The organism is Limosilactobacillus reuteri subsp. reuteri, from assembly GCF_000016825.1.
GTDB lineage: Bacteria > Bacillota > Bacilli > Lactobacillales > Lactobacillaceae > Limosilactobacillus > Limosilactobacillus reuteri.
In genome coordinates, this window is the sequence record NC_009513.1 from 704255 (window position 1) to 716493 (window position 12239).

14 protein-coding genes are annotated in these 12239 nt (G+C 37.7%); 13 read left to right on the forward strand and 1 reads right to left on the reverse strand.

Going from position 1 to position 12239, the window contains the following annotated elements:
* Positions 1 to 20 precede the first annotated feature (20 nt).
* The 12 genes from LREU_RS03430 (at position 21) to holA (ending at position 11295) form a co-directional block, all read left to right on the forward strand.
* Positions 21 to 314 carry a UPF0223 family protein gene (locus LREU_RS03430; protein ID WP_012390526.1) on the forward strand — a complete coding sequence of 98 codons (294 nt, stop codon included), beginning with the start codon at positions 21 to 23 and terminating at the stop codon, positions 312 to 314.
* Positions 307 to 1080, forward strand: coding sequence for an inositol monophosphatase family protein (locus LREU_RS03435; protein WP_003668261.1), 774 nt, complete (start codon positions 307 to 309; stop codon positions 1078 to 1080). The genes LREU_RS03430 and LREU_RS03435 overlap by 8 nt, the downstream gene beginning before the upstream one ends.
* A gap of 106 nt (positions 1081 to 1186) precedes the next feature.
* Positions 1187 to 3031 (forward strand): translational GTPase TypA, encoded by a 1845-nt coding sequence (typA, locus tag LREU_RS03440; RefSeq protein ID WP_003668260.1) that lies wholly within the window; start codon positions 1187 to 1189, stop codon positions 3029 to 3031.
* A gap of 93 nt (positions 3032 to 3124) precedes the next feature.
* Positions 3125 to 4348: an FtsW/RodA/SpoVE family cell cycle protein gene (locus LREU_RS03445; RefSeq protein ID WP_003668259.1), complete on the forward strand. Its 1224-nt coding sequence runs from the start codon at positions 3125 to 3127 to the stop codon at positions 4346 to 4348.
* Complete coding sequence (locus LREU_RS03450) at positions 4341 to 4625, forward strand: YlbG family protein (protein WP_003668257.1); 285 nt, start codon at positions 4341 to 4343, stop codon at positions 4623 to 4625. The genes LREU_RS03445 and LREU_RS03450 overlap by 8 nt, the downstream gene beginning before the upstream one ends.
* The gene (gene rsmD / locus LREU_RS03455) at positions 4622 to 5185 is read left to right on the forward strand and encodes a 16S rRNA (guanine(966)-N(2))-methyltransferase RsmD (protein ID WP_003668255.1); all 564 of its coding nucleotides are present in this window, start codon (positions 4622 to 4624) and stop codon (positions 5183 to 5185) included. The genes LREU_RS03450 and rsmD overlap by 4 nt, the downstream gene beginning before the upstream one ends.
* Positions 5185 to 5706, forward strand: coding sequence for a pantetheine-phosphate adenylyltransferase (coaD, locus tag LREU_RS03460; protein WP_003668252.1), 522 nt, complete (start codon positions 5185 to 5187; stop codon positions 5704 to 5706). Before rsmD ends, coaD begins: the two co-directional genes overlap by 1 nt.
* Positions 5690 to 6742 (forward strand): SepM family pheromone-processing serine protease, encoded by a 1053-nt coding sequence (locus tag LREU_RS03465; protein WP_003668251.1) that lies wholly within the window; start codon positions 5690 to 5692, stop codon positions 6740 to 6742. Before coaD ends, LREU_RS03465 begins: the two co-directional genes overlap by 17 nt.
* Before the next feature lie 93 nt (positions 6743 to 6835).
* A complete protein-coding gene (locus LREU_RS03470; RefSeq protein ID WP_003668249.1) occupies positions 6836 to 7468 on the forward strand; it encodes a helix-hairpin-helix domain-containing protein in 633 nt (210 codons plus the stop codon).
* Between the two features lie 63 nt (positions 7469 to 7531).
* Complete coding sequence (locus LREU_RS03475; protein ID WP_003666825.1) at positions 7532 to 8017, forward strand: ComE operon protein 2; 486 nt, start codon at positions 7532 to 7534, stop codon at positions 8015 to 8017.
* A gap of 165 nt (positions 8018 to 8182) precedes the next feature.
* Entirely contained in the window at positions 8183 to 10294 is a 2112-nt protein-coding gene (locus LREU_RS03480) for a DNA internalization-related competence protein ComEC/Rec2 (RefSeq protein ID WP_003668247.1), read from the forward strand.
* The gene (gene holA / locus LREU_RS03485) at positions 10264 to 11295 is read left to right on the forward strand and encodes a DNA polymerase III subunit delta (RefSeq protein WP_003668245.1); all 1032 of its coding nucleotides are present in this window, start codon (positions 10264 to 10266) and stop codon (positions 11293 to 11295) included. The genes LREU_RS03480 and holA overlap by 31 nt, the downstream gene beginning before the upstream one ends.
* A gap of 94 nt (positions 11296 to 11389) precedes the next feature.
* Here the strand turns inward: holA and rpsT are convergent, their stop codons facing one another.
* Complete coding sequence (rpsT, locus tag LREU_RS03490; protein ID WP_003666832.1) at positions 11390 to 11644, reverse strand: 30S ribosomal protein S20; 255 nt, start codon at positions 11642 to 11644, stop codon at positions 11390 to 11392.
* A 261-nt stretch (positions 11645 to 11905) separates the two neighbouring features.
* Between rpsT and rpsO the strand changes: the two genes are divergently transcribed.
* On the forward strand, positions 11906 to 12175 hold the full coding sequence (rpsO, locus tag LREU_RS03495; protein WP_003666833.1) for a 30S ribosomal protein S15: 270 nt from the start codon (positions 11906 to 11908) through the stop codon (positions 12173 to 12175).
* Positions 12176 to 12239: the final 64 nt, after the last annotated feature.

Here is a 12239-nt window from a genome sequence, read left to right on the forward strand (position 1 = left end):
AATGAATGGAGGGACAAAAAATGAATTCACAAAACTATAGTTATCCGCTTGATCTATCATGGACAACTAAAGAGATGGAAACAGTAATTGCCATGTTTAGGGCGGTTGAAGATGCTTATGAAGTTGGGATTGACAGAGATAAAATTTTAGATTGTTATCGTGCTTTTAAGCAAGTCGTTCCCTCAAAGGCTGAAGAGAAACAATTGGGTCGCGAGTTTGAAAAGAATTCGGGTTATGTTCTCTACCGTGTTGTCAAAGCAGCACAAGAGTCAACAGATAAGCGAATTAAAATGGTTGGGCAAAAAAATGATTAGTATTGAAGAGTTAGATCAAAAAGCACAACAAATAATCCGTCAAGCAGGTCAAAATGCATACCAGAAAATGGAAAACGATTACCAGGTTGATACGAAGACGAATTATACGGACCTTGTAACGACAATTGACCGAGAAAATGAACAATTAATAAATGATCAACTGCGAAAAATTGATCCTGATAGTCAAATTTTAAGTGAAGAAGGATTTGGCGACCAGCAAATAAGCAATATGCAAGGACATGTTTGGATTGTTGATCCAATTGATGGAACAATGAATTTTGTTAAGCAGCATAATAATTTTGCTGTTATGTTAGCATTGTATGTTGACGGTCAACCAACGCTTGGCTATATTTTAGATGTAATTAATAATCGTCTTTACCATGGTCGCAAGGGTGCTGGTGTTTATGCTAACAACCAAAAAATTAGCCAGCCAGCTGATTTAGGCTTACGCGAAAGTTTGTTAGCAATGAATCGGATATTAACTTTAAGTGGCGATTCAGCATTAAAGAAAATCGCTCAAGACGCAATTGGCTTACGGATGTATGGAAGTGCTGGTATTGAGATGATTGGTGTGATCACTGGTCAATTAGGTGGATATATCTCGAATTTGAAGCCATGGGACCTTGCTGCCGGGCGAATGTTAGCAGAAGAATTAGGCTTAGTTGTGAAATCAATTGACGGTAGTTCTATTAATGTGTTATCATCTAATCTTGTATTAGTAGCAACGAGGCAGGTTAGTCGAGATATTCGACAGATCATCAATTAGTTGTCGAGGCTGTGACCGCGATGTCACAGTTTTTTTATGAAATTGGCAATTGATAGGCCGCTGCTGTTCGACTTAAAAATGATATGACGAAAGGGAGAATCAAGTTTTGAAAACTCGTGACGACATTCGTAACATTGCGATTATTGCCCACGTTGACCACGGTAAGACTACCTTAGTTAACGAAATGTTGAAGCAATCAGATACTTTACCAGAACACTTCTCAATTGAAGATCGTGCGATGGATACTAACGCTATTGAGCGTGAACGTGGTATTACTATTCTTTCGAAAAATACTGCTGTTAAATATGACAATCACCAAATTAACATCTTGGATACACCAGGACACGCGGACTTCGGTGGTGAAGTTGAACGTGTTATGAAGATGGTTGATGGTGTATTACTTGTTGTGGATGCTTTCGAAGGGACGATGCCTCAGACACGGTTCGTTCTTAAGAAGGCTCTTGAACAACACTTAACACCAATTGTTGTGATTAACAAGGTTGACCGTAAAGGTGCTCGTCCTGAAGAAGTTGTTGATGAAGTTCTTGACCTCTTTATCGAATTAGGTGCTGATGAAGATCAACTTGACTTCCCAGTTGTTTACACTTCAGCAATGAACGGTACTTCAAGTTATGATTCAGATGTTTCTACTCAAGAACACACCATGAAGCCATTGTTTGATACTATTATCAAGACAATTCCTGCTCCAGTAGACAATTCTGATGAACCACTTCAATTCCAAGTTGCTATCTTAGATTACAATGACTTCGTTGGTCGAATTGGTATCGGTCGTGTCTTCCGTGGTAAGATTAAGGTCGGAGATAATGTTACCTTAATGAAGCTTGATGGCTCAAAGAAGAATTTCCGGGTTACTAAGCTCTTTGGTTTCTTCGGTTTGAAGCGGTTGGAAATTAATGAAGCTGAAGCCGGTGACTTAATTGCGGTTTCTGGGATGGAAGACATCAACGTTGGTGAAACTGTAGCTGATGCAGAACACCCCGAAGCAATTACTCCATTACGGATTGATCCACCTACATTACAAATGACTTTCCGGACCAACGATTCTCCATTTGCTGGTCGTGAAGGTAAATTTGTTACTGCCCGTCAGCTTGAAGATCGTTTGAAGCGTGAAATGCAAACTGATGTGTCATTAAAGGTTGAAGATACTGATGACCCAGGTGCATGGACTGTTTCAGGTCGTGGAGAATTACACCTTTCTATCTTGATCGAAACTTTACGTCGTGAAGGATATGAATTATCTGTATCACGTCCACAAGTTATTTACCGTGAAATTGATGGAGTAATGAGTGAACCATTTGAAGAAGTTCAAATCGATACTCCAGATGAATACACTGGTGCAGTTATTGATAGCCTTTCTAAACGTAAGGGTGAAATGAAGAACATGGAACCAGGCGAAAATGGTCAAACTCGTCTTATCTTCTTAGCACCATCACGTGGTTTGATTGGATACTCAACTGAATTTATGACTATGACCCGTGGCTACGGAATCATGAGCCATACCTTTGAAAAATACGCACCAGTTATCAAGAACTGGAACCCTGGTCGTCAAAAAGGTACTCTTGTATCCATGAATGCTGGTAAGGCTACTACTTACGCAATGATGGGTATCGAAAGTCGTGGTCAATTATTAATTGATCCAGGTACGGAAGTTTACGAAGGTATGATCGTTGGTGAAAACAGTCGTGAAAATGATATTACTGTTAACATCACCAAGGGTAAGAACTTAACGAACGTTCGTGCTGCTGGTTCTGATGAAATGGCTCACATTAAGACCCCTACTCACTTCTCCCTTGAAGAATCGCTTGAATTCTTAAATGAAGATGAATACTGTGAAGTAACTCCAGAAAATATCCGTTTACGGAAGAAGACCCTTAACACAAATGCCCGTGAAAAGGAAGCTAAGCGTCGTCGTGCTGCTTCACGGAAGTAAATATTTAAAAAAGCTTGGGAGGCTAACTAGCTTTCCGAGCTTTTTTTTGTTGTATAATAATGATTGTATTTTGTTTTTAGGTAGGTGCACTTTGTGAAGAAAAAGAAATTAAGATTCCGTAAGATTCGTTCTGTATGGAATAACGTCCGCTACCTTGATTATTATATTTTAGTTCCTTATCTTGCTTTATGTTTAGTAGGAATTGTAATGGTCTATTCAGCTAGTGCTTCCATTGAAATGCAAAATGGTGGAACCCCATTAGGATATTTAGTAAAACAAACAATTTATGTTGTAATGGGAGTTGCAGTAATGGCATTTATGGCAAATTATCCTTTGCGGCATTATCGAACGCCAAGGTTTTTGCGGGATTCAACATTGGTGGTTGGTGCTTTACTTGTCATTGTTTTAGTCTTTAGCCGAGCTGTTAACGGAGCTAAAGGTTGGATATCTTTAGGCTTCTTTAATATTCAACCGGTGGAAATTTGTAAGCTATATTTTATCTTATATTTAGCTGATCGAATGGCTAAAATTAGGCAACGGGGACAACATTTTACCACTGATGCTAAAGGTCCTTGGCTCATAATTGTAGTCTTTCTCGGATTGATTATGATTCAACCAGATATTGGAGGAATGGCGATTAACGGAGCGATTATTGCAATCATGCTTTTAGCGGCGGATTATAAATGGGGCGTTGGTTTGGGGATAATTCTTGTTTTACCAGCGCTTGGCTACCTTGGATTGGAACGACTAGTTGAAAGTGGTTTGCTCCAAGGCGGTGGATACCAAGTTGCGCGTTTTGTTGCCTTTCTAAATCCTTTTGGAAATGCTAGTGGTTCAGGAAGCCAATTAGTTAATTCCTATTACGCAATCAGTAATGGTGGTGTATTTGGGGTAGGACTTGGAAACAGTATCCAGAAAATGGGATATTTGCCAGAACCCAATACCGACTTTATTATGTCGATTACTAGTGAAGAATTGGGCCTAGTTGGGGTAACGGCAATTTTGGTTACTTTACTCTTTTTGATTTGTCGTATTATTCAAGTTGGGGTGCGGGCAGATAGTTTGTATCAAACGCTCATCTGTTATGGTTCAGCAACATTTTTTACGATTGAAACACTCTTTAATATTGGTGGAGTTCTAGGACTCTTGCCGATTACGGGGGTTACCTTCCCATTTATTAGTTATGGGGGATCAAGTATGTTGATTCTTTCTGCAACGGTAGGCATTATAATGAATATTAGTATGCAGCAAAACCGTGATCGCTTGGTTATGGGAAAACCGTTTGTTCCTGAAACAGGAGGCGTAAAGAATGTTTAAATTAATTCCACGCCGTTCCTTGATAATTTACATTAATAATAATCGTGTGATTCGAGCTCTTCGTCATTATGGTCAGGTTGATTATATTTCTCGCCGAATGCATTATGTGGTAATGTATGTAGACCAAAGTGATGTCGAAAAAATAAAAGAGAAGATAGGTCGATTACGCGCAGTGAAAAAGGTTGAATTATCAGCTCGGCCAGATTTAGACCCGACGTTAGCTGATCTTGAATTAACGGGGGTCTATCAATTACATGATGAGGATGATAAAAAATGAGAATTGTTGCAGGAGACTTTGGGGGACGAAAGCTAAGTGCTGTTCCGGGAATGGCAACGCGTCCAACAACTGATAAAGTTAAAGAAGCATTATTTAATATAATCGGTCCTTACTTTAATGGCGGAACCAGTCTAGATTTGTTTGCCGGAAGCGGTGGATTAAGTATTGAAGCTGTATCACGCGGAATCAGTCAGGCAGTCCTAGTTGATCGTCAATATCAAGCAATCAAAACAATTAAGAAGAATATTGACGTTACAAAACATGTTGAACAATTTAAAGTTTATAAAATGGACGCTCATAAAGCATTAAATTTGTTTGCAAAAGACAAGATGAAATTTAACTTGGTCTTTTTAGATCCGCCCTATGCTAAACAGCAAATTGTTAATGATATTGAGCAGATGGTTAAAAATAATTTACTAGCTAAAGATGCAATAATTGTGGCAGAAACAGATCAGAATGCGAAATTGCCAACAGATTTAGCTGATTTTAACTTTATTCGCCGTCAAGAATATGGAATTACGGTTTTAACAATTTATCAATATGAAGGAGAATCAAAATAATGAAAGTTGCAGTTTTTCCTGGATCATTTGACCCATTAACACTTGGACATTTAGATTTAATTAAACGAGGAAGTGCATTATTTGATCAATTGGCAGTAGCGGTAATGACTAATGAAAGTAAAAACCCGCTGTTTACTGTTGAAGAACGAGTAGCGCAAATTAAAGAGGCAGTTAGCGGACTAGATAATGTTTCGGTTATTACAACAGAGGGCTTAACTGTTGATCTAATGAACCGCATTGGGGCAGATTACTTAATGCGTGGTTTGCGTAATACTACTGATTTTCAATATGAACGTGATATTGCGGCGATGAATAACTTTTTAGATGATCAGTGTGAGACCGTCTTTTTCCTTGCCAAGCCTGAATATCAGCACTTATCTAGTAGTTTGCTAAAAGAAGTAACATCGGCTGGGGGAGATATCTCAGCTTATCTTCCTGCTAATATTAATGAAGCACTAAAAAAGCGTTTAATGGAACGAGAAATGTTACGGGTTAAGAAAGACAATGAAAAAGCAAGATAATGTAATATTACGACGAATAGGAATTATTTTAGGGCTTGTCCTTTTACTAGGCTGCTTTTTGTTCTGGCCCCTAAATTCCTATATCGAAAGTCCGGGAACGGCAGCTGATTTACAGTCTTTTGTTAAAATAAAGAGACACCCCGATCGATATAAGGGGAGTTTTATGTTGACATCGGTGGCGATTCAACGCGCCCATCCTGCAACATATTTATATGCCAAAATGATGCCCTATATGTCAATCGAGAGTGCAGAGGATGTAACTGGCGGTCAAAATAGTGCAACGTATGACCGTGTCCAAAAATTTTATATGGATAGCTCAATTAACGAGGCAATTGCAGTTGCTTACAATGCCGCTCACCAAAAAGTAACGCGACGCTATCTAGGAATTTATGTATTGCAAGTTCAGCCTAATTCTAAATTCAAACATGATATTCATGTTGGGGATACAATTACAAAAGTAGATGGTCATCACTTTAATACCGCTCAAGGCTTTCAAAAATATATTGGTGCTAAAAAAGTTGGCACTCCGTTAGCGGTTACTTATACTCGAGATGGGAAAACTAAAACTGTCACTCATCCGCTTGTTAAAATTGCTAATACTAATAAGCCGGGAATTGGGATCATCCTTACTAACAATATGCAAGTTAAGACTAAGATCCCAGTAAAGGTTGATGCTGGTCAATACGGTGGGCCATCCGGTGGCTTAATGTTCAGTTTACAAATATATCAACAAATTAGTGGAAAAGATTTGCAACGGGGACGTAAAATTGCCGGAACTGGAACGATAAATTCAGACGGGACCGTTGGAGAAATTGGTGGAATTGACAAGAAAGTAATCGCCGCGCACCGTGCAGGAGCCACTATTTTCTTTGCCCCTTATATAAAACCAACGAAAGAGATTCTTAAGTATGAAGAAGGTCATCTGACTAATTATCAAATGGCTAAAAAAGCAGCTAAAAAATATGCACCGGGAATGAAGGTTGTCCCAGTCACTTCCTTTGATGACGCGGTGAAATATTTACAAACGCATAAGTAAATTAAAAAGCAAGAGGCAAAATAAAGGTCTCTTGCTTTTTTTAATGCAAAATTGATTTTTTTACGTATTTATATTTATAGGGAGGTGAGAAACATGCAGCAATTATCAGAATTATGGATAAAATATCGAGTACAAGTGCTGATGATAGTGATTGCTGCAGTGGTTGGGGGATATTGGATACTTAATAAAAACAATAACGATGCTTTAATTTCAAATACTAATGCTGTTTTAACAAGTAGCGAAACGGGAAGCAGTTTAACTTCTACCACTACGATGAAAGGGACCGTTGCCATTGATATAAAAGGTGCCGTAAAAATGCCCGGAGTTTATGAGTTGAAAGCAGATGATCGTGTGAACGAAGCCTTGAAGGCGGCAGGTGGACCACTACCCAGTGCAGATTTGCGTCAAGTGAATCTTGCTAAACAATTAACAGATCAGCAAATGATCTATATTCCGCTTCAAGGCGAAACGCCGGTAGCTTCCAGCAGTACAGAACCATCAGCAGCTAATAATGAAAATGGCAACGATAATTCTGCAAAGATAAATCTAAATACGGCAACCAAAGAACAACTATGTCAAATAACGGGAATTGGCGATAAAAAAGCAGACTTGATATTACAATACCGACAAGAACACGGTCAGTTTAAGAGTATTGACGAACTTAAAGAAATAAATGGCTTTGGCGAAAAAACTGTTGCTAAACTAAAAGATCACCTATCTATCTAGTTTTTATTTTTTTGATGAAGATATTTGTTATACTATATTTCAAATATAGAGGAGTGAAATAATATGAAACCGAGAATTGATTGGGACCAGTATTTTATGATTCAAGCAGCTTTATTGGCGTCGCGAAGTACCTGCAACCGCCTTTCAGTAGGTGCAGTTTTAGTTCGTGATAAGCGGATAATTGCTGGTGGGTACAATGGCTCAGTCGCTGGTGATGCACATTGTATTGATGAAGGCTGTTATTTACGTGATGGACATTGTGTGCGAACTATTCATGCAGAAATGAATGCTCTTTTACAGTGTGCTAAGTTTGGTATTTCTGCTGATGGGGCAAGCATTTATGTAACAGATTTTCCTTGTTTACAATGTACCAAAAGTTTATTGCAGACTGGAATTAAGGAGATAAATTATATTCGTAATTATCACAATGATGATTATGCAATGAAATTACTTAAACTAAAAAATGTTGCGCTTCATCAGATTAAATTAGATAGTGATATTTTAGAAGAGGTCGATCTGGACCAGTATATCAACCCAGATCAAAAATAGATTATTCAACACTTTTGGTTTTTCCCCGCGCTAATTGCAAGTTTAGTAGCAGTTAGTTTCTTTAGTTCATATTGGTTAATTTTTCTTTTAATTGCTATATTTTACCGAATTGCCGTATTAAAAAGGCCAATAGTACTTGGGATTGGAGTGCTGACATGTTTATTAATGGCGATTTTGTGTTACAGTTTACAAAAAAATTGGGCAACTATTACGGCAGATAAGCAAATGGAAGTTACCCAAAGAATATTAGTTTACCCTGATGAATTAAAATTTAATGGAAATTTTATGACAGGGACTGCGATCGACATTCAAACTGGACAACGCGAAGCAATAACGATGTCGTTTAAGTCACCCCAGATGCTAAAAAATATTGATAAGCTTACAACACCCTCGATATGGCTTATTAATGGGCAGTTAAAACCGATTATTCCCCGTACAAATGAAAATCAATTTGATAACTTAACTTATAACCATCATCGTCGGATCTGTAATCAAGTTCAAATTAACCGGGTAGAGCAAATAGTTAGGCAAAAAAGAGGGATAGTTGGCTGGTGTCATACATTAAGAAAACGACTCAGCCTCTACTTCGAAACTTTACCGCCTCCTCTTAGTGCATATTGCCAACAATTAATAATTGGTAGTAGTAATGAGGATTCGGCTGAATTAATGGTAAGTATCAAAAGGCTTGGCCTGCTTCACCTTTTTTGCATTTCAGGAATGCATATCGTACTTTTCACTGATTTATTACGGCGACTATTGGTTCATTTATGGTGGCGTAAAGAATCGATTGATTTATTCTTAATTATTATTTTGCCGTTTTATCTTCTCATTGGTGGTGGAGCAACAAGCTTGATAAGAGCAACCATTATGGCTGAACTTGGCCTTCTTCATCGATATTTAAATTTGGACCGTCTTGATGGGTGGGCGCTGAGCTTATTAATTGGATTGGTTATTGATCCGTTGCTATTGCTTACATTAGGCGGTCAATTAAGCTATTTGCTTTCTTTTATTCTTCAAGTTCTTCCAGAATCAGTACGTGGTTTTAAACAGTCTTTATTATTGAATTTAATTAGTTTGCCTTCGTTATTGAGTTATGTATATGAGGTTCATCTTCTAAGCTTTGGGGTTAGTTATTTAATAATTCCGCTATTTTCTACAATTGTTTTTCCAGCGGTCTTGGTTGGGGCACTTAGTTTTAAGCTTTTTGAACCACTCACGTATCTAATTAATGCTGGTTTAAAATGCTTTCAATATATTTTAAATTGGTTATCTGATTTTCCAGGAATGATTCATTTTGGGAAACCACCGTTAATTTTGGCCCTTCTATTATTTGCGGCATCTTTATTTGTTATTTCTCAAGATACATCTTTAAAATCATGGAAGATATTAGCCTTATTGTATGTAATTACTGGAGGGATAATTCATTTGCCACTTAATGGCGAAGTTACCTTTGTTGATATTGGACAGGGGGACTCGATAATTATTAGAGAACCTTTTAATCGACGGGTAACAATGATTGATACAGGAGGCAAATTAAATTTTAAAAAGCCGGATTGGGCGACTTCAAAGCATTCTCAAGATGATGCCCAACGAATAACTATTAATTATTTGAAAAGTAAAGGCATTAGGCAAATTGATAATATTTGTTTAACTCACCATGATGCAGATCATATCGGCTATTTAACAACGATTTTAGATAATATAGCAGTGAAAAGATTGATTGTCTCAGCGGGGATGGAAAGACAACCAGCACTTCTTAATAAAGTAAGGACTGCTGAAAAGTCATCGCCAATGATAATTCCGGTGACTGATAATGTTAAGTTGTCATCATTTCCATTGCAAATTCTACATCCTTTTGTTCCGGGTGAAGGGAAAAATGAAGATTCTTTAGTGTTAGCTGGGAAATTTGGTGGGAAAAGATTCCTTTTTACTGGGGATTTGGACCAGGAAAATGAAGAAAAAGTTATTCAAAAGTATCCGCAACTAAAGTCAGATATCTTAAAAGCTGGTCATCATGGCAGTAAAACTGCTAGTAGTTATTTATTTTTGCAGACAGTTGCTCCTAAGTATGCGATAATTTCAGCTGGACGATTTAATAGGTATCGCCATCCTGATGAAATAACAATAAAAAATTTTCAAAGATTAAATATTAATTACTTATCAACGCAGCAATTTGGAATGATACAATATGTATACCATGGTCGAAATGGAAAAATAAAAACAACATTGAGGGGAGATGAGACAAGTTGGACATTGCCCAATTATCTACACAATTAAAAACTAAAACCCCAGCAATGGTATATTTGATTTTAGGAAAACAACAGGTTCTTCAACAGCAGGCAATTGATGCCTTTACAAGCCTTATTCCAGAGAATGAACAGGTCATGAATGTTGGTCGATATGATATGGAAGCCACGCCGTTGGCAGTTGCTTTGGATGATGCGATGGCGACTCCATTTTTTGGTGAACGACGATTAGTTATTATCAATAAACCGTTCTTCTTAACTGGTGAGAAAAGGCATTCGAAAGTTGAGCATGATTTGGATAGCTTAAAAAAGTATCTTGAACACCCTGAACCGTCTACAATTTTAGTTTTTACGGCCCCTTATGAAAAGCTTGATGGACGAAAAGGGATTGTAAAGCAATTAAAGAAGACAGCAGTTTTAGTTGATGCTAGTCCACTTGATGAACGAGCAGCTCGTCAAAGAGTGAGAACTCAATTATCAACTGCTGGGTTTGAAATATCAGAAGCTGCTTTGGATGAGTTGGTTCAACGGACTAATGCGGATTATGGGATGATGGATGCAAGCTTAACTAAATTAAAGATTTTGGCTTATCATGAAAAAAAGATTGATCAAAACATGGTAGCCGCTTTAGTTCCGCAATCATTAGATGAAAATGTATTTGATTTAGTCACTGCGGTTCTTAAGCATAATCAAATAAAGGCCTTAGATCTCTATCAACAGCTATTAGCAGGTCAGCAACCACCGTTAAGGATTAATGCGGTGCTAGTGGGGCAGTTTCGGTTGTTGATTCAAATAAAAGTATTAAGCAAACGCGGCCTTACGCAAGGGAGTCTAGCAAGTCAACTTAATGTCCATCCTTATCGAATTAAATTGGGATTAAAGACTGCACGTGATTTCTCAATGCAGGCGTTAGAAAATGCCTATTTGGGATTAATTCGTATTGAACAATCGTTAAAAACGACACAGCGCGATCCATCACTTTTATTTCAGTTATTTATGTTACAGTATTCTCAGCAGAGCAAAGGGGCATGAGATACAAAAAGAGGATAAGAAAACAAAATTTCTTATCCTCTTTTTGTGAAAAGTTAAAAATAAAAAAGCAACTAACTTAATAGTTGCTTTTTCATTACTTAGCGTAACGTGCTGAGAGACGTGACTTGTCACGTGCAGCCTTGTTAGCCTTGATAAGGCCCTTAGAGTGGGCACGGTCAATTGCTGAGATAGCAGCCTTGTATAAGTCGTCAAGGTTATCTGCGCCAGCAAGCTTTGCCTTATCGAACTTCTTAATAGCAGTCCGCATTTGGCTTAATTGTGAAGCGTTACGTGCTTCAGCTTTTTCACTAGTACGAACACGTTCAATTGCTGATTTGATAATTGGCATGAGTTTCACCTCCGTTACCCGATTTTCAGTTGACCAGAATTTTCAACATTTGTCATTATACAAAAGACTAGCGAGCAATGCAATAGCTAACGACGATCAAGTCAAAATTTCACAGAAATAGTTGCAACATTGGTAAATTTTATGTATATTTGTATAGGTTACTTCAAGCAAGTAATTAATTGCCTCTTCTCAGTTTAACGATCCTCACCGACGTTATACTTAGATCTTAGGCGCATTAATATTGAAAGGTGGGAAAATAGCATGGCTATTTCAAAAGAACGTAAAGATCAAATTATTAAGGAATTCGCAACTCACGAAGGAGACACTGGTTCTACTCAAGTTCAAGTTGCTGTTTTAACTGCTGACATCAACGAATTGAACGATCACCTTCGTACACACAAGCACGATTACCATTCACAACGTGGTTTAATGAAGAAGATTGGTCACCGTCGTAACTTATTAGCTTACTTACGTCGGACTGATTTACCTGCTTACCGTGAACTTATCCAAAAGTTAGGTTTACGTCGGTAATATTTTATTATCAAAGCACTTTGCCTTTTACTTGGAGGCAAGGTGTTTTTTGTTTTTACTCCAT

Bases quoted from the DNA above. Each gene is read 5' to 3' on its own strand.
- LREU_RS03465 (WP_003668251.1), top strand. From the start codon at position 5,690: ATGAAAAAGCAAGATAATGTAATATTACGACGAATAGGAATTATTTTA.
- LREU_RS03475 (WP_003666825.1), top strand. From the start codon at position 7,532: ATGAAACCGAGAATTGATTGGGACCAGTATTTTATGATTCAAGCAGCT.
- LREU_RS03435 (WP_003668261.1), top strand. From the start codon at position 307: ATGATTAGTATTGAAGAGTTAGATCAAAAAGCACAACAAATAATCCGT.
- LREU_RS03470 (WP_003668249.1), top strand. From the start codon at position 6,836: ATGCAGCAATTATCAGAATTATGGATAAAATATCGAGTACAAGTGCTG.
- rpsO (WP_003666833.1), top strand. From the start codon at position 11,906: ATGGCTATTTCAAAAGAACGTAAAGATCAAATTATTAAGGAATTCGCA.
- rsmD (WP_003668255.1), top strand. From the start codon at position 4,622: ATGAGAATTGTTGCAGGAGACTTTGGGGGACGAAAGCTAAGTGCTGTT.
- rpsT (WP_003666832.1), bottom strand. From the start codon at position 11,644: ATGCCAATTATCAAATCAGCAATTGAACGTGTTCGTACTAGTGAAAAA.
- LREU_RS03450 (WP_003668257.1), top strand. From the start codon at position 4,341: ATGTTTAAATTAATTCCACGCCGTTCCTTGATAATTTACATTAATAAT.
- LREU_RS03480 (WP_003668247.1), top strand. From the start codon at position 8,183: ATGGCGATTTTGTGTTACAGTTTACAAAAAAATTGGGCAACTATTACG.
- coaD (WP_003668252.1), top strand. From the start codon at position 5,185: ATGAAAGTTGCAGTTTTTCCTGGATCATTTGACCCATTAACACTTGGA.
- LREU_RS03430 (WP_012390526.1), top strand. From the start codon at position 21: ATGAATTCACAAAACTATAGTTATCCGCTTGATCTATCATGGACAACT.